This window comes from Pseudomonas sp. GL-B-26 (genome assembly GCF_019947405.1).
Classification (GTDB): domain Bacteria; phylum Pseudomonadota; class Gammaproteobacteria; order Pseudomonadales; family Pseudomonadaceae; genus Aquipseudomonas.
The window spans coordinates 26895-43187 of the sequence record NZ_JAGYGJ010000008.1 but is presented as its reverse complement, the minus strand read 5'-3'; the positions used below and the strand labels follow the sequence as shown (position 1 = coordinate 43187).

At 56.5% G+C, this 16293-nt stretch carries 15 protein-coding genes; 9 read left to right on the top strand and 6 right to left on the bottom strand.

Annotated elements, in window-relative coordinates:
* Positions 1-213 precede the first annotated feature (213 nt).
* Together mmsB and KGB23_RS07225 are read left to right on the top strand one after the other, a co-directional pair.
* Positions 214-1218: a 3-hydroxyisobutyrate dehydrogenase gene (gene mmsB, locus KGB23_RS07230; protein ID WP_223430477.1), complete on the top strand. Its 1005-nt coding sequence runs from the start codon at positions 214-216 to the stop codon at positions 1216-1218.
* A 52-nt stretch (positions 1219-1270) separates the two neighbouring features.
* The gene (locus KGB23_RS07225) at positions 1271-2761 is read left to right on the top strand and encodes a CoA-acylating methylmalonate-semialdehyde dehydrogenase (RefSeq protein WP_223430476.1); all 1491 of its coding nucleotides are present in this window, start codon (positions 1271-1273) and stop codon (positions 2759-2761) included.
* Between the two features lie 66 nt (positions 2762-2827).
* Here the strand turns inward: KGB23_RS07225 and KGB23_RS07220 are convergent, their stop codons facing one another.
* The 5 genes from KGB23_RS07220 to KGB23_RS07200 all read right to left on the bottom strand — a co-directional run bounded on the left by KGB23_RS07220 (position 2828) and on the right by KGB23_RS07200 (position 7972).
* A complete protein-coding gene (locus KGB23_RS07220) occupies positions 2828-3745 on the bottom strand; it encodes a LysR family transcriptional regulator (RefSeq protein WP_223430475.1) in 918 nt (305 codons plus the stop codon).
* 353 nt (positions 3746-4098) lie between these two features.
* The gene (locus KGB23_RS07215) at positions 4099-5070 is read right to left on the bottom strand and encodes a quinone oxidoreductase family protein (protein ID WP_223430474.1); all 972 of its coding nucleotides are present in this window, start codon (positions 5068-5070) and stop codon (positions 4099-4101) included.
* A gap of 467 nt (positions 5071-5537) precedes the next feature.
* Positions 5538-5756, bottom strand: a complete 219-nt coding sequence (locus tag KGB23_RS07210; protein WP_223430473.1) for a hypothetical protein — start codon at positions 5754-5756, stop codon at positions 5538-5540.
* A 56-nt stretch (positions 5757-5812) separates the two neighbouring features.
* Entirely contained in the window at positions 5813-6307 is a 495-nt protein-coding gene (locus KGB23_RS07205; RefSeq protein ID WP_223430472.1) for a PaaI family thioesterase, read from the bottom strand.
* 66 nt (positions 6308-6373) lie between these two features.
* Positions 6374-7972 (bottom strand): winged helix-turn-helix domain-containing protein, encoded by a 1599-nt coding sequence (locus tag KGB23_RS07200; protein ID WP_223430471.1) that lies wholly within the window; start codon positions 7970-7972, stop codon positions 6374-6376.
* A gap of 243 nt (positions 7973-8215) precedes the next feature.
* Here KGB23_RS07200 and KGB23_RS07195 point away from each other — a divergent pair, with 243 nt between their 5' ends.
* From KGB23_RS07195 to KGB23_RS07180, 4 genes are all read left to right on the top strand, one after another.
* Complete coding sequence (locus KGB23_RS07195; RefSeq protein ID WP_223430470.1) at positions 8216-8968, top strand: SDR family oxidoreductase; 753 nt, start codon at positions 8216-8218, stop codon at positions 8966-8968.
* Between the two features lie 42 nt (positions 8969-9010).
* The gene (locus tag KGB23_RS07190; RefSeq protein WP_223430469.1) at positions 9011-9424 is read left to right on the top strand and encodes a cupin domain-containing protein; all 414 of its coding nucleotides are present in this window, start codon (positions 9011-9013) and stop codon (positions 9422-9424) included.
* A 95-nt stretch (positions 9425-9519) separates the two neighbouring features.
* The gene (locus tag KGB23_RS07185; protein WP_223430468.1) at positions 9520-10617 is read left to right on the top strand and encodes an HlyD family secretion protein; all 1098 of its coding nucleotides are present in this window, start codon (positions 9520-9522) and stop codon (positions 10615-10617) included.
* The gene (locus KGB23_RS07180; RefSeq protein WP_223430467.1) at positions 10614-12209 is read left to right on the top strand and encodes an MFS transporter; all 1596 of its coding nucleotides are present in this window, start codon (positions 10614-10616) and stop codon (positions 12207-12209) included. The genes KGB23_RS07185 and KGB23_RS07180 overlap by 4 nt, the downstream gene beginning before the upstream one ends.
* An 8-nt stretch (positions 12210-12217) precedes the next feature.
* Here KGB23_RS07180 and KGB23_RS07175 read toward each other — a convergent pair whose 3' ends face one another.
* The gene (locus KGB23_RS07175; RefSeq protein WP_223430466.1) at positions 12218-13072 is read right to left on the bottom strand and encodes a LysR substrate-binding domain-containing protein; all 855 of its coding nucleotides are present in this window, start codon (positions 13070-13072) and stop codon (positions 12218-12220) included.
* A 147-nt stretch (positions 13073-13219) separates the two neighbouring features.
* On the opposite strand from KGB23_RS07175, the gene KGB23_RS07170 reads away from it, so the two are divergent.
* The 3 genes from KGB23_RS07170 to KGB23_RS07160 are packed head-to-tail and all read left to right on the top strand — an operon-like array spanning position 13220 to position 16290.
* Complete coding sequence (locus KGB23_RS07170; protein WP_223430465.1) at positions 13220-14272, top strand: agmatine/peptidylarginine deiminase; 1053 nt, start codon at positions 13220-13222, stop codon at positions 14270-14272.
* Between the two features lie 4 nt (positions 14273-14276).
* On the top strand, positions 14277-15185 hold the full coding sequence (gene aguB / locus KGB23_RS07165; RefSeq protein WP_223430464.1) for an N-carbamoylputrescine amidase: 909 nt from the start codon (positions 14277-14279) through the stop codon (positions 15183-15185).
* 1 nt (position 15186) lies between these two features.
* Positions 15187-16290: an extracellular solute-binding protein gene (locus KGB23_RS07160; protein WP_223430463.1), complete on the top strand. Its 1104-nt coding sequence runs from the start codon at positions 15187-15189 to the stop codon at positions 16288-16290.
* The last annotated feature ends 3 nt before the right edge of the window (positions 16291-16293 follow it).

Here is a 16293-nt window from a genome sequence, read left to right as displayed (position 1 = left end):
AAATAAAAAATACGGCATCAGTCTTCACTGCATCGGTGTGATGCATGTGATGCAGCAATTGCATTTTTGGCATGTTTATCGCGATCTCACAGCATTTTGCAGTGCTTTACGCTGTATAGATCTTTTTCGTACGGTTTTATAGCTACAAAAAAGCACATCTGGAAGGTGTTTTCACTCTGAATATAGTGGTGGGCAGATATCTCCATGAGACTTATGCTGGAACTGCATCTTCAAAGGTGGTTCGGCAAGTTTGAGAGAACATCCGAACGATTATTAGAACAATCAAACCTAATTATAAGAGTGACGAATATGCCCCAACTACTATTTGTTGGACTGGGTGCGATGGGCGCACCCATGGCTGAGAACCTGATCGCCGCTGGATATCAGGTCACTGTATATGACTTGAATACGGCAGCATTGAAGGCGCTCGAGGAGCGTGGCGCCCAGGTGGCAATGTCGAAACAGGAAGCGGTTAAGAATGCGGATATAATTGTTAGCATGCTGCCAAATGATGCTGCCGTTCGCGAATTTTACATAGGCAGTACAGGCATCATCCCTTTTCTTGAGCACAAACCTCTCATCATTGATTGTTCCACAATCTCAATCGAAACCACAAAGCAGGTTGCCAGCGTTGCAGCCGGAGCTTCCGTGCCGATGGTGGACGCTCCTGTTTCAGGTGGACCAACGGGAGCAAAGAATGCAGCCCTGAGTTTTATGGTTGGTGGCGAACCAAATGCTCTTGAAGCCGCATTACCAGTGTTGCAAGCGATGGGCAAAGTCATCATTCACATGGGGCCAGCAGGGGCGGGTCAAGCTGCCAAAATCTGCAACAACATGCTAGCAGCCATCATCATGGCAGCTACTGCTGAGGCCATTGCTCTCGGTGTTCGCAATGGACTTGATCCGACCTTACTGTGCAACGTTATCAAAAACAGTTCTGGCGGCAGCTTTCTTGTTGAACGGTGGAATCCTTGGCCGGGGGTACAGCAAGACGCGCCTTCCAGCAATAACTACAACGGGGGGTTTCAACTGCAATTGATGCTTAAGGATCTTAACCTAGCCATGGCCAATGCAGAGGTCACGAAGTCCTTTACTCCCTTTGGCGCTCTAAGTAAAAACTTGTATACGCTACGCTCACATGAATCTCCCGACGCATTAATTAAAGATTTTTCTTATATCCAAACGCTATTCACCTCAATAGGTAACGTTGGGCCGTAAATGCCCGATGCTTGCGATACTACGATTAGATTTTTTGCATAAGGGAAACAATATGAAAATTTCGCACTTTATCGCTGGTCAACCCCATGCTGGTAGCGGGATACACACCGGCCCAGTTTTTAATCCATCGAACGGTCATAAACTTTATGATCTAGATTACGGTGATAGTGACTTGGTCGATCACGCCGTAGCTGTAGCTAAGAAAGCAGGCGCTGAATGGGCAAAAACCTCTCAGGCACGTCGCTTGCAGATTATCTTCAAGATGCGTGAGCTCGTTATCGCTAATACTGATCGTATTGCAGAAATTACAGGTCAAGAAAACGGCAAGACCCTTGCAGATGCAAAAGGCGAAATTGGCAGAGCACTCGAAGCGTTAGAATACGCGACGAACGCCGCCCAAATTTCCAAGGGCGAGTACTCGTTGAATGTCGGTGGCGGGATTGATGTCTACTCATTTCGGCAACCCGTAGGCGTTGTTGGATGTATTGCTCCCTTCAACTTTCCGGTCATGGTGCCTCTGATGATGGCTAGCATGGCAATTGCGTGCGGTAACGCGGTTATCTTGAAGCCTTCGGAGAAAGTACCAGGCGCTTCGTTTCTGCTGAGTGAGCTGTGGAAGGAAGCTGGGCTGCCGGACGGGGTCTGGAACATGGTGAATGGAGGCAAGGAGGTTGTGGACGGTATTCTGACAAACCCAGACATTCCGGCCATCAGCTTCGTGGGTTCCACCGCCATCGGTGAATACATCTACCAAAAAGGCTCGCACCACGGTAAGCGAGTTGCAGCTTATACCGGCGGAAAAAACCACATGGTGGTGATGCCTGATGCTGATCTAGAGGCCGCAGCTTCTGCGTTTGTAAGTGCAGCATATGGCTCGGCTAGTCAGCGCTGTATGGCAATTTCATTGCTTTTACCGGTCGGAAAACAAACCGCAGATAAGCTGATCGAATTAATCGTTCCCAAAATCAAAGCATTGCGTATGGGAGCTTACAATGATCCGAAGGCAGATTTTGGCGCTGTAATTTCAACTGTATCCAAAGAACAGGTTCTCGCATCGATTGACACCGCTATTGAACAAGGCGGCGAACTGATCATCGACGGGCGATTTGGCGAAGATTCTAACGGATTCTACGTTGGTGCCAGCTTGATCGACAATGTCACTGTGGAAATGGAGATGTATAAGAAAGAGATATTCGGGCCGGTGAGAGGTATCGTACGAGTCAATAGCCTCGACGAAGCAATCGATGTTACCAATCATCATGAGTATGGCAACGGCGCGGTGATTTATACACGCGATGGTAATTCTGCACATCGCTTCACCGTTGAAGTAAAAGCTGGGATGCTTGGCGTCAACGTAGCGGTACCAGTACCTGTAGGACATCACAATTTTGGTGGGCTGCGGCGCTCGAAGTTTGGTGATGCACATATGTTTGGCCCAGATGCCGCGCGCTTTTACTCAGATTTAAAAACAGTGTCTCAGCGCTGGCCTGAATCGGGTGGAGATTCGCACACTCTCTCCATGGCTTTCCCTAGCAACGAGTAATTGCTAAAAAAAGGCTGAGCATAGTGCTCAGCCTTTTGTACTGGGTAGGCCGCTAGACTTACTTGATTACTCCCAAGGAACACCTGATTCAAAGGCAGACTCAATCCAGCTTTTGAATAAGCGAATTTTTGCCGGTGGGAATTCGATGGATGGCCTTACAAAATAGATGCCCGATTGGGTGTCCAGGCGCCACTCGGGTAATACTTGAATTAGCTTGCCCGCTTTTATACTGCTTCGCATGAGCCACTCACTGGCGGCTAAAATACCGGCTCCCTCAATCGCAGCAGTTAATAAAGCTTCGCCATCGTTACTCAAAAATTTTGAGTTTACTGCAATGGATTGTCGACTACTTCCATTGTTAAGGTTGAGTGTTGGGAAGCTAGCCAACTCAGTGAAGCCAAAACAATGATGTGATTGCAAATCAATAGGTTCTTCAGGGTATCCATTCAACTCAATATATGAGGGTGAAGCACAAAGAATTCGGAAGTTATCGGCCAATTTTTTTGCTCTCAATCTGCTATCTGGCAGGTCCCCAATTCTTATAGCCGCATCAAATCTATCATGAATGATGTCTACGAACCGTTCGGAATACTCGACATGAATATTCAATGTTGGATGCTGCTGACCAAATTTCGCGATCAACTTAGCTAGCCACATCCGACCAAATGCCCCAGGAACGGCCAATCTAAGCGTACCGTTCAACTGCGTCGAACAATCGCTGACCTCTAACTCAGCTTCTTCCAAGGCATCTCTTATGGATTGAAGACGTTGAATATAAGCTAGTCCCGCCTCTGTAAATCGCAGTTGACGCGTCGTGCGTTCGATCAATCGCACACCAAGCCGTGCTTCTAGATCTGATATGCGTTTTGAGATTATTGTTGAATGTCGGCTCAGCGATTTTGCCGCTGCTATAAATGAACCACCCTCGTGCACTGCAAGAAAAGCGGCAATCTGATCAATATTCTGGCTTTGGAAAGGGTTCATGGCGATCCTCAATCACGGTTTGAGGGACAAAACTCTGTCTTTCTACGCGTGCATCATAGGGTGAGTCTGGGTTCATTCCTAGTAGAACTCGACCCCCTCACGCTGAGCATCTGGCGCGACTCAGTAGGCAAAATCTCATCTTTATAATATGTTTGGAGTGAGGGGCCGACAGTATCGGGATGCAAAGTAGAAACAAAAACGCCGCTATATAAACGGCGTCGTTGCTGTCGTGCATTGCTAGAATGCTTAGCTACAAAGAAGTAGGGGCGAGTAATACGGCATCATTTTTTTTCATTTAAAATACGGCGCGAAACCTAACATATATCTTGCTTTCATAACCTACCAATACTGGTTTATGGCTTGAGTAAGATTGTTCCTCGGGACTGACCAGACTGCAGCGCTTCGTGTGCCTCCCTCACTTGTTCGAGGCTATAGCTTTTCCAAACTGTCGGCTTGAGAATGCCCTGTTTAACCGCGTCAAATACGGCTTCCCCACGGGCTTTGTACTCGTTGGGATCTGACGTGTAGGCGACCAGGCTAGGACGAGTAAGATAAAGCGATTTTTTATTGATCTTGCCGATGTCGATCGGGGCGGGAATGCCAGATATCGCCCCAATAGATACCATCGTGCCGCGAGTACGCAAGCAAGCGAGCGATGTGTCAAACGAGATTTTTCCGATGCCGTCATACACAACATCAACAAGCTTGCCATTAGTCAGATCAGCAACCTGATTGGGCAGATTATTTTGATCCCATGGCAACACTGAATCGCAACCTGCCTGTAGTCCGATCTCGATACTAGCTTCATCTGATACCACGCCAATGACGGTGGCACCTAAGCTCTTGGCCCAACTCGCCATCATCTGGCCCAAAGCACCGGCTACCCCATACATGAGAACGGTGGTATTTGCCGTTACGGTGTATGCAGAAAACAGCAGATAGTGGGCTGTGAGGCCCTTCAAGGTCACCGCAGCCGCGTCATCGTAGGATATCCATTCGGGCAATGGCAGTAAGCGATCGCCACTGATCAAACGGCCACTAGAATAGCTTCCAATTTCTCCTAGCGCGTAGGCCACGCGACTACCTACCGAGAAACCTTCGACACCTGGGCCGATATCGACAACTCGTCCCGATCCTTCGATACCTATACCGCTCGGAAAGGAAAGTGGTACAGACCCATCACGATGATTGATGTCGAGGTAATTGACACCTATAGCTTCATGTTCAATCCAGACCTCACCTTGACCAGGTTTTTTTTGCTCAAAGGTATGAAGCTCCAAAACCTCTGGACCTCCAGCTTTATTTGCGATAATCGCGGTTGGCATTTTTTTATCCTTCTTGCGTTCAATTGTGTACTGAACGCTATACGCTACTATTTACCCAATCAAGAAATATGCATGCATTACATTGCTGTATCGAATGCAGCAATCGAATTTAGCGTCGATAGGTATTTTGGTTAGTCTGCCGCTGTATTCGCTTCTGGACTTTGTTGTTTTTAACAAAGTTTAAATCTCAGATTTTTTAAGTGAGTTTTAACTGCTCTCTGAATCGCCCTTGGTTTCGTAGGTATAGCTTTATGGTTCTTTCGGACTGCCCTCTGCGGTCTAGCTGGCGATACATCTTAAATGCTACTGGGCATTATCCCTCCTGGTGCATCCAGCTTAACGAGCACTGGTCAAGTTCATGCAGTTGGGTGGTCAGAACGAATGCAAATGACTGGTCAGATCGATGCAATTACACAGCTGGACTTGAAGGTCTGCTTCAGTCGATTCCAGCCTTTCAGAAAGAGAGACTATTTGATCTGAAACAAGCGTGAAATCGTGACCAAGGCTTTCTCCCCGTCAGCCTCATAGAGGCCAAACAAGGACGCTTGGTCGGTGAGGCGATGCAGGCGGAAATAGTTATAGAAGGCTTGACCCAGACGCTGCTTCTCGAACATTCCCTGGTTCCAAAGGCTGAAAAATTCGTTATAGGCGGCCACCTCGATTTCCAGCCCCAGTGTGCTGTCCATTTGAACCTCATTTGATGGTGAAACGGCCAATGGGTGGTGCTTGGATGGAAGGCAACCTACCGACTATGAGCAACGGCTGCCAGTTGCTCGGTGTCTACGCGAACAAAAACGGAGTCTCCAATAGCCGTGAGCACTTCCCCCGCGTAGACCTCGCAGATGACGCGAGTTTTGCGTCCGACTTCACCTTCGACTTTCGCGCGCAGGGTTAGCGGTACACCCATCGGTGTCGGTTTGATGAACTTGATGCCGAGGTTGCCAGTGACGCAATTGATGCGGGGGAGGCTCCCGACTTCGCGGTGTTCCATACGGTAGTGATAAGCCATCGCCGTCCAGTTTGAATGGCAGTCAACCAGCATCGCTGTCAGTCCGCCGTAAACCAGATCCGGCCAGCCGCAATACTTGGCGTCAGGCAGGTGTTCGGCCATGACATGCACGCCGTCCTCATGCCAGAAGCTCTTGATGTGAAGCCCGTGCGGATTACTGCTGCCGCAGCCGTAACAAACACCTTCAGGTGCGGCGGTGTCTTGCAGGGAGGTGTCGAGCCTGGACATACGGTGGTCATCCTCAAACATGTGAACCAAAACCAGCCGGATTTTAACGCTGTAATCGGGCCGCGGTCACTCGGGCAACCCGGCCAGCCGCAGTCCATCCGCGAACCGCGCGAGATCCTCGGGCCGTTGGATGGGCAGCCAGTCCTTCAGGTTGGAGACGCGCAACGAGGGTTCCAGCTCGTGCAGGCGCTGTATCGCCTGCTTCGCTTTGTCCATTTGCCCGGTGAGCGCATGACTGGCCGCCATCAGGGCAACCGAGGGCAGGAGGGTGGGCAGGTTCCCCAGCGCCTTCTCCGCCCAGGTCGAAGCGGCGTCGAAGCGCCCGGCGAAGAAATACGCGAGCGCCATTCCCACCTGCATCCGGAACATTTCCGGGTCCAGCGGACTCAAGCGAACGGCATGGGTCAAATGCTCAATCGCTTCGTCTGTTTCACCGCGCAGTGCGCGCAGGATACCGCCCAGGAACCAGGCAGGGGCGAGGTTGGGATTGAGCAGGCGTGCCCTGTCGAGCAGTGCAATGCCACCATCGACATCGCCAGCGAGATGGGCAAGCGCATGTCCGCCTCGCGTCAGCGCCACCGCATCATCCCGGCCGAGTGCCACCGCCAGCCGCGCAAGCCGTACGCCTTCGGCGATCTCTCGAGTCCGATCGATCATCCAGCCATTCAACTTGCGCCAGAAATGGCACCAGGCTGCCATGCCATAGGCCGATGCAAATTCCGGGTCAAGCTCAATGGCCTTGTAGAACAATGGCAGCGCCACCTCGATGGCTTCCCGGGTGCCGCTGTGCAGTTTCGCCATGCCGCGCAGGTAATAGTCGTAGGCGTCCAGGCTTTCCGTCGGTTTGCGCTTGGCGCGTTCGATTTCCGCCCGTTCCAGCTGCGGCGCGATGGCTCCGACGACGCTTTCGGCGATTTGATCCTGCAGTTCAAAGATGTCGTCGAGCAGGCCTTCGAAGCGATCCGCCCAGATATGCGTCCCGTTTGTTGCGTCGATGAGCTGCCCGGTGATGCGTACCTTGTTCCCCGATTTACGCACGCTACCTTCGAGCACGTAGCGCACGCCGAGCTCCTGGCCGACGCCCCTGACGTCCACCGCGCGGCCCTTGTAGGTGAAGCTCGAATTGCGTGCGATGACGAACAGCCAGCGGATTCGCGACAGGGCGGCGATGATGTCCTCGACCATGCCGTCGGCGAAATATTCCTGCTCAGGATCCCCGCTCAGGTTGTGGAAGGGCAGGACGGTAATGGAGGGTTTGTCCGGGAGGACGAGCGAGGAGGGCGGTGTTTGCTTCGGGGCCACGGGCGCAATTTCGCCGGTGCCAGGCCCGTCAGGCTGTCGTGCTCCGTCGATCTCGCCGACCTTGATCTCGCCGACGAAGCGGTAGCCCTTGCGGGCGACCGTGCGCACCAGCCGTTGTTCCTCGCCGGTATCGCCGATGGCCTTGCGCACCGCATTGATGTGGCTGGTGATCGTCGATTCCGAGACGATCCGGCCGTTCCACACCGCTTTGAGCAGGTCGTCCTTGCTGACGACGCGATCGCGGTTGTTGACGAGCTGCAGCAATAGATCGAAGGCCTGTGGCCCGACGGCCACGACTTGCCCGCGCAAGGTCAGCTCCCGGCGCTCCTGATCGAGTACGTAGTCTTCAAACACGAATGGCAAGGTGCGGATCCCCTGGTCGAGCGCCCTCGACTCCGTGTCCGAGCTGGCGATTGGTACGTGGTGCCGATAATACGGCAGCGCGTAACCCTATGCACCGTCCAGCAAGCGGCTTCTTTGGACGAAAAACCAAGCTTGCCCGAAGACAAACTCAAGGTCGGCACAAGGACATCCCTCACGCGCGCGGGCACTCTCTTTCTACATCGACAGCAATGGTTGCTGTCGAGAAGCGTAGGGAGAGAACCCATGAAGATCGTCGTCATCGGAGGCTCCGGCCTCATTGGATCGAAACTTGTGAACAACCTCCGCGAGCGCGGCCATGACGCGCTCGCCGCCAGCCCCAGCACGGGCGTAAACAGCATCACCCGCGAGGGCCTGGCCCAGGCAATGGATGGCGCTGAGGTTGTCGTCGACGTGGCGAACGCGCCGTCGTGGGAAGACCAGGCCGTCCTCGATTTCTTCGAAACGTCGAGCCGTAACCTGCTGGCTGCGGAAGCTGCGGCCGGTGTTCGTCATCACGTTGCCCTGTCGATCGTCGGTAGCGAACGGCTTCCCGAGAATGGCTACTTCCGGGCCAAGGTCGTGCAGGAAAACCTCATCAAGGCATCCGGCATTCCTTACTCCATTTTGCGTGCAACGCAGTTCTTCGAATTTGTCGGCGGCATTGCCCATTCGTTTACCGTCGGCGAAGAGCTTTGCGTTTCACCGGCGCTGATCCAGCCGTTGGCGTCCGACGACGTAGTGGCGGCGCTCACCGACGTCGTACTGGCAGCGCCGGTCAATGGCACGGTCGAAGTCGCGGGGCCCGAAGCCATGCCGCTAGACGAGCTGATCAGGCGCTTTCTGCGGGCCACTCAGGATACTCGCCAGGTCATACCGGACGTACACGCGCGCTACTACGGCGCCGAGCTTGACGATCAATCGCTGACCCCCGGCAAGAACCCGCGCCTGGGCGCGATCCGCTTCGAAGACTGGCTCAGTCAGTCGACGGCCGGGTAACGGGCCGCGACGTCACAACTCACACCACGAAGGAGAATTGTCATGTTTACCCGATACCTCTTGGCCGCTGCCTTTGCAGTGCTGTCGATCAGCGCAGCTTCGGCCGCCGAGCCGCACGCCGGCAAGGTGACGGTCGTGTTTGACCGTCCCATTCCCAACATCCCTGGCAAGAGCATGAAGGGCGTAGTCGTCGAGTATGGGCCGGGCGCCGCGTCGCCGTCCCACACCCATCCGAAAACGGCCTTCATTTATGCAACGGTCCTGGAGGGCTCGTTTCGCATCAAAGTCAAAGGCGAGCCGGAAAAGATCTACAAGGTCGGCGAAAACTTTGTAGAGGAGCCGGGTTCCGTACACGAAGTCAGCGCCAACGCCAGCGACACCCAACCCGCACGCCTGTTGGCCGTATTCGTCCTCGACACCGATGAAACGCCGCTCGTTACACCGATCAAAAAGTGAGCCAATCACGCGCTCATGAATGCTCGACAGCCCGGCGGCAGACCACTGCCGCCCGTGGCTGCTGTAGTCCCAGGCATTGAACAGGAAATGACAAGATGAACTCGCTTCAGGACAAGGCCGCCATTGCCACCGGCGCAACTGCCGAGATCCCTGTCGTGGTGGTGCGGCAAAGCAAGAGAAAGAAGATTGGCATCCTGCTGTGCATCGGTGCCGTGGTGGTCCTGGCTGGCGGATGGGCCATGGCGCTTTCGAGCGGTGCGACCTCCACCGATAACGCTTATGTGCGCGGCGACGTCACGTCGCTCGCCGCAAAGGTTGCCGGCTATGTCACTGCGGTCGAGGTCGAGGACAACCAAGCCGTCCGGGCCGGTGACGTCCTGTTCCGTATCGATGATCGGGACTACCGCGCACGGCTGGCGCAAGCCGTGGCCAATGTCAGCGCTGCCCAGGCTCGCCTGACCCATGTCGATGCAGAAACCCAGCTTCAGCGCGCCCTGATTCGACAGGCCGAAGCCCAGAGACGCTCGGGCGTGGCCGAGATGAATCTGGCGAACAAAACCCATGATCGCAGCCGCAAACTGATTCTCAGCAACGCGGTCAGCCAAGCCCTCGTCGATGAAAGCGATGCGGCACGATTGAGAGCCGAGGCGACGGTATCCGGCGCTTCCGCAACGGTCGAGGCGCAACAGCAACGCATCGCCGTCCTCGTGGCGGAGCGCGAAGCTGCCGTTGCTGCGGTGACGCAGGCGCAGGCCGCGCACGATCTTGCTCAGATCGATCTCGACAGCACCGTCGTACGCGCGCCGGTTGATGGCGTGGTCGGTAACCGACAGGTCCGCATCGGCCGTTTTGTTACGACGGGCGTTGCCTTGCTCGATATCGTGCCGGTCAATGACGTTTGGGTTGTGGCGAATTTCAAGGAAACCCAGCTCGAACAAATCCGCCCCGGTCAGCGCGTGCGAGTCACGGTCGACGGCTACCCCAGCGGGGCACTTGAAGGCGTGGTCGACAGCTTTGCACCGGGTAGCGGGTCGGCGTTCAGCTTGCTCCCCACCGACAACGCGACCGGCAACTTTGTGCGTGTCGTGCAGCGCGTTCCGGTGAAGATCCGGCTTGTCCACAACCCGTTGCCGGGCCGCATCGTGCCGGGCCTGTCCGCGCGAGTCGAGGTTGAGCGCGGGGAGGGATCATGAACGCGGATGCCAGCGCGACGCGGAGCAACACCCGCGCTACGACCGGTGTCTTGCTCATGGTGGGCATCGTGCTTGCCACGCTGACGGAAGCGATCGCCAGCACCGTTCTGTCGCTCGGACGCGGCGACATCATCGGCGACACCTATGCAACGCCTGATGAGTTCGCCTGGCTGGATATCGGCTACACCGCGCTCAAGCTGATCGGGTTCATGACCGCGCCTTGGCTGCTGACGCGTTTTAATCCGCGTGATGTGATCATCGGCTCAACCCTGGCCATGGGCATGGCATGCGGCATTGCCGCCATCACGGCTCGGCTGGACCTGCTGATCGCGCTTCGAATTATTCAGGGCTTCGCTGGCGGCACCCTGCTGGTCGGGGGGCAGGCGATGATATTTCGCGCCTTTGCGCGATCTCGCCAACCCATCCTTCAAGCCTTGTTTGCCATGGGCGCCGTTGTCGCGTCCGCAACGCTCGCCCCGGCCCTTCAAGGGTGGTTGATCGATAGCCAGTCCTGGACATGGATTTTCTTCAGCGTTGTTCCGGTGGCCCTGGCGGCGACCGGATTTCTGCTGATCGCAGACGGCCCGATGCCAGTCAAGTCCCAGCACCGCCCGTTTGACTGGGTCGGCTTCGCGCTGATCGCTGCCACGCTGTTTTGCTTCACTTACGTTCTCAGCCAGGGCAGCCGATGGGACTGGTTCGAAGAGCCACGCATCCTCTGGCTGAGTGTGATCAGCTCAGCCGCGCTGCTGGCATTTCTCGGCCAACAAGTGTTGACCAAAGGCCAAGGTCTGTTCGACTTCACCCTGTTCAAATCGAGCGATTTTTCCTTCGCCTTTATCGTCAGTTTTGTCGCTGGCGCCGCCTTGTTCGGCAGCGCGTTTTTGATCCCTGCGTTCGCCCTGTCGGTCCTCGCGTTCACGCCTACCGATGCCGGCCTGCTCCTGTTGCCCAGTGGCGGGTTCTTTATCGGCGGACTGCTCATATCCGCCTATCTCATGCAGGTCCGTCGCGTTCCGCCGGTCGTCACAGTGCCCTTTGGAATCCTGATGATCATGGTTGCGATGTGGATGCTGTCCGGTTCGACCAGCGAAAGCGGCACGGACGACATGATGGCAGCCATCCTGTTGCGCGGCCTGGGCCTTGGCTTCCTGTTTCTATCGATCACGCTGATCGCTTTCAGCGATCTCAACAGCCGCAACCTCGCCTGCGGGATAGGTCTCTTCAATACGGGGCGCCAGTTGGGCGGTCTGATGGGCGTCGCAGGACTTCAGACACTGATCGACCATAACGTCGTCGCCAATGCCGTGGTCCTCGGCGCCAATGTCACCCCGGGAGGAGCGGCGGTCATCGAACGGCTGACGACCACGACAGCGATGCTGACGGTGAAAGGGATGGATGCAGCGGCCGGCGGCCGGGCAGCGGTGAGCCTGCTGGGCCGGGTCGTGTCAGGTCAGGCCACTGTGATTGCCTTCGACACAGCGTTCATCGCTGTTGCCCTGCTTTTTGTCGTCGCCGCGCCCATGCTGGTTGGCATCAAGATCGGACTCTCGAAATACGCGAAAGTACGCGCTGCGCGAACCGTAGTGTGAGGCTTCACTCAGTCCAGGTTACCCAGCAGCCACTCACTGAAGCTTCGCGCCAGCACATTATTCTCACTGTCACGATGGGTCAGCATGGCCCAGTTCGGGCCGCGAATGGTTTGCTCCACCAAGGGTTGCAACAATCCTTGGGTGCGCGCCTGCCGACTCAATAACTGGCTGACCAGGGCGATACCGAGGCCCGCGCACGCGGCGTCCAGCAGCAGGCCAGGGTCGGAGAAATTCAGCCCCTGATCTTTCTGGCCGACATCGATGCCAGCTTCCACCGCCCAGTGACTCCAATCCATTTCCCGCTCACCGTGAAGGGTGGTGCGCTGTTCCTGTGGCAACGCCAACAGGTTCGGGTGACACGCCGGGTAGAGGCGGTCGGCGTGCAACACCTTGAAGCTGCACTCGGCTTGGGAACTGATGTCATCGCGCACGGCGAGGTCGATGGTCTGGGTGGTCATGTCCGGGACTTCATCGGTACTGAAAATCCACAGGTCAACGTCCGGATGCTCGCGGCGAAAATCCCCCAAGCGTGGCAACAGCCAGTGACGGGCGAATGCCGGGGTGGTGTTGAGGACCAGTTGGTTGGGCTTCTGGTATTGCCCGAGGCGGCGAATGCCGACGGCCAGTTGTTGCAGCAATGCCTGAGTGGTGCTGAGCAGGTCGTGCCCGGCATCGGTCAGGCTGACGCTGCGTCCATTGCGAAAGAACAAGGGTTGTTCGAGGTACGCCTCAAGACTGCGGATCTGCTGACTGATCGCCGATTGGGTGAGGTGCAACTCGGCGGCCGCCTTGTGGAAACTGCCCAGCCGGGCGGCGGCTTCAAAGCCGCGAAGGGTGCTGAGTGGCGGCCAGTGTTTGAGCATATTGATAAGTTCCTCTAATCATTTGTCCGCTAAATCCATCGTTTGTTTGCCTGATTTTACGGCCGTAGCATGCATGCCAGGATCACCCAAGCAGTTTTGTTGAACACAATGGCTTAACTTAAAGGGCTTTTTATCATGCAGCATGTCATGCAGCAGAATGAAATTCGAAACAGCGGTTGGATGATGCCGGCCGAGTGGGTCAGGCACGCCGCCACCTGGATGGTCTGGCCGCACAACACAGCACTCTGGGAGTCCGGTTGGGGCGTGACATTGCCTCTGGTGCAAGAGGACTTCGCTCGCGTCGCCAACGCCATCGCTCGTTTCGAACCGGTGAAACTGGTCGTCGACCCTTCTGCTATCGCCAGCGCCAAAGCGTTATGTGGACCGAACATCGAATTGATCGAGCTGGCGGTGAACGACAGCTGGTGCCGGGACTCCGGTCCGAGCTTCGTCTGCCATCTGCAACATGGCCTGGCCGGGGTGAGCTGGCGTTTCAACGCGTGGGGCGGCAAGTCGGCCCATGATCTGGACGAAAGCCTGGCTCGTCGTGCACTCAATCATTTGGGCGTGGAGTGCTTTGGTACCGCGCTGAGCAATGAAGGCGGAGCCATCCATGTGGACGGCGAGGGCACGCTGATCACCACCGAGTCGGTGTTGCTCAACCCCAATCGCAACCCGGGCATGAACAAGGCGGAGATGGAGGAAATCTTCACGCGTCTGCTGGGTGTGAAGAAGACGATCTGGCTGCCGGGTGATCCGGACTACGTGACCGGCGACATGACTGACGGCCACGTCGATGGCGTGTGCGCGTTCGCTCGCCCCGGGGTTTTGCTGGTGGACGCCACCCACGACCAGCGCTCGGTGTATGCCGAAGTGGCCCGCGAAAACCGTCGTGCCCTGGAACTGGCCACCGATGCCCAAGGCCGACAGTTCGAGCTGATCGAATTGTATGAAGCCACCGATGCCGTGGACACCGAAGCTGAAGTGTTCTGTGCCTCCTACACCAATTTCTACATCGCCAACGACGCCATCATCATGCCGGCTTACGGCATTGATGCCGACAACGTGGCGGCCGAAGTGTTGGCTCAGGCATTCCCGGGGCGCGAAGTGGTGCCGGTGCGGATCAATCACCTGGCCCATGGCGGTGGCGGTGTGCATTGTATCACCCAGCAACAGCCCGCCTGGCCGGTGGAGGGTTGATGCCATGACGCTTCTGACCATCGCCACCACCCAGATGCCCTGCACCTGGGACCTGCAACACAACCTCGATCAGGCCGAGCAACGGGTGCGCGAAGCCGCGGCCAAAGGCGCCCAGGTCATCCTGTTGCAGGAGCTGTTTGCCACGCCGTATTTCTGCATCGAGCAAAGCCACAAGCACCTCGCTCTGGCCGAAGAATATCGATACAGCCCTGTACTCAAGCGCTTTGCCGCATTGGCCAAAGAGTTGGGTGTGGTGCTGCCGCTGAGTTGGTTCGAGAAGGCCAGCAATGCCTACTTCAATTCCTTGAGCGTGGCCGATGCCGATGGGCGCTTGCTGGGTGTGTATCGCAAGACCCACATTCCCAACGCCATCGGCTATCAGGAGAAGGAATACTTCAGCCCCGGCGATACCGGTTTTCGTGTCTGGGACACGGCGTTCGGGCGCCTGGGTGTGGGGATCTGCTGGGATCAGTGGTTCCCCGAAACCGCGCGCTGCCTGGCGTTGATGGGCGCTGAAGTCCTGCTGTTTCCCACCGCCATCGGTTCTGAGCCTGGCTGCGCGGCGCTGGATTCCCGTGACCACTGGCAGATGACCATGCGCGGCCACGCCGCCGCCAACCTGCTGCCGGTGGTGGCGGCCAATCGCGTCGGCCGAGAGGCGGCGACCACCGATCCGACCTTGCAGATGAGCTTCTACGGCTCATCCTTTATCTGCAATCACAAGGGCAAGTTGCTCGCCGAGGCCGACCGTGACAGCACCGGCGTGCTGGTGCAAAGCCTGGACCTGGCCGCGATGCGCGAAGAGCGCTTGAGCTGGGGCATTTACCGCGATCGCCGTCCGGACATGTACGGCGCGCTGTTGACTCAGGACGGTCGTCACACCCATGCACGCTGGAAGACTCAAGAGGTTTGATATGCACTCGATCAAAAAGCTGTTGAGCGGTGCCTTGGGCCTGGCGCTGGGCTGTGCCTTGCCGGCGCTGCACGCGGAAGAGAAAACCCTCCGGCTGTACAACTGGGCCGACTATTTTGCCGAGGACACGCTGGCCAAATTCACCGCCGAAACCGGGATCAAAGTGATCTACGACGTCATGGACGGCAGTGAGACGCTGGAAGCCAAAATGCTCGCCGGCGGCAGCGGTTATGACCTGATCTTCCCGGGTGACACTGTCGCCGAACGCTTGATGCGCGCCGGCAGCCTGCAACCGCTGGACCGGTCAAAAATCACGGCCCTGGATGACATCGAACCTGGCTTGCAGAAGCTGCGAACGCATTACGAGTATTCGCGCCAGGCCACCGTCCCTTACACCTGGGGCACCATCGGCCTGACCTACAATGCCGAGCAGATCAAACAGCGTTTGCCGGATGCTCCGGTCAATAGCCTCGACATGTTGTTCAAACCGGAGCTGGCTGCCAAATTTGCCGACTGCGGCATTTCGATGATCGACTCGCCGGACGAAGTGCTGGCAGTGGTGCTCAATTATTTGGGCCGCGAGCCACGCAGCGCCAAGCCTGAAGATCTGGCAGCGGCGAGTGAGCTGCTGCTGAAACTTCGGCCGTACATCCGCAAGTTCCAGTCGCAGCCGGTCACCGATCTGGTGAACGGCAACCTGTGCCTGTCGCTCGGTTACAGCGGGGACATGACGCAGGCGCAACGGACGGCGGATTCCGCCGGCAAGAACGCCATGTTTCAATACCGTGTTCCCCGTGAAGGCACCACGGTGTGGATGGACGCCATGGCGATTCCGGTCGACGCCAAACATCCGGAATACGCCTATGCCTTCATCAACTTCGTCATGCGCCCGGACAACATGGCCGCCATCAGTAACTTCACCGGCTACCCTACCTCCAATGCCAAGGCACGTCCGAGCGTCGATGCGACCATGCGCAAAAACCCGGATATTTACCTCGATGAAGCCACTTATGCGCGGCTGATCCCCGGCAAGGACATTCCCCAACCCGATATGCGGGCGCGCATGCGCACCTGGACCAAGTTCAAGACGGCCACCGCGAAATGACTT

Coding starts and splice junctions, on each gene's coding strand:
- mmsB (WP_223430477.1), top strand. CDS start 214: ATGCTGGAACTGCATCTTCAAAGGTGGTTCGGCAAGTTTGAGAGAACA.
- KGB23_RS07225 (WP_223430476.1), top strand. CDS start 1,271: ATGAAAATTTCGCACTTTATCGCTGGTCAACCCCATGCTGGTAGCGGG.
- KGB23_RS07220 (WP_223430475.1), bottom strand. CDS start 3,745: ATGAACCCTTTCCAAAGCCAGAATATTGATCAGATTGCCGCTTTTCTT.
- KGB23_RS07215 (WP_223430474.1), bottom strand. CDS start 5,070: ATGCCAACCGCGATTATCGCAAATAAAGCTGGAGGTCCAGAGGTTTTG.
- KGB23_RS07210 (WP_223430473.1), bottom strand. CDS start 5,756: ATGGACAGCACACTGGGGCTGGAAATCGAGGTGGCCGCCTATAACGAA.
- KGB23_RS07205 (WP_223430472.1), bottom strand. CDS start 6,307: ATGTCCAGGCTCGACACCTCCCTGCAAGACACCGCCGCACCTGAAGGT.
- KGB23_RS07195 (WP_223430470.1), top strand. CDS start 8,216: ATGAAGATCGTCGTCATCGGAGGCTCCGGCCTCATTGGATCGAAACTT.
- KGB23_RS07190 (WP_223430469.1), top strand. CDS start 9,011: ATGTTTACCCGATACCTCTTGGCCGCTGCCTTTGCAGTGCTGTCGATC.
- KGB23_RS07185 (WP_223430468.1), top strand. CDS start 9,520: ATGAACTCGCTTCAGGACAAGGCCGCCATTGCCACCGGCGCAACTGCC.
- KGB23_RS07180 (WP_223430467.1), top strand. CDS start 10,614: ATGAACGCGGATGCCAGCGCGACGCGGAGCAACACCCGCGCTACGACC.
- KGB23_RS07175 (WP_223430466.1), bottom strand. CDS start 13,072: ATGCTCAAACACTGGCCGCCACTCAGCACCCTTCGCGGCTTTGAAGCC.
- KGB23_RS07170 (WP_223430465.1), top strand. CDS start 13,220: ATGCAGCAGAATGAAATTCGAAACAGCGGTTGGATGATGCCGGCCGAG.
- aguB (WP_223430464.1), top strand. CDS start 14,277: ATGACGCTTCTGACCATCGCCACCACCCAGATGCCCTGCACCTGGGAC.
- KGB23_RS07160 (WP_223430463.1), top strand. CDS start 15,187: ATGCACTCGATCAAAAAGCTGTTGAGCGGTGCCTTGGGCCTGGCGCTG.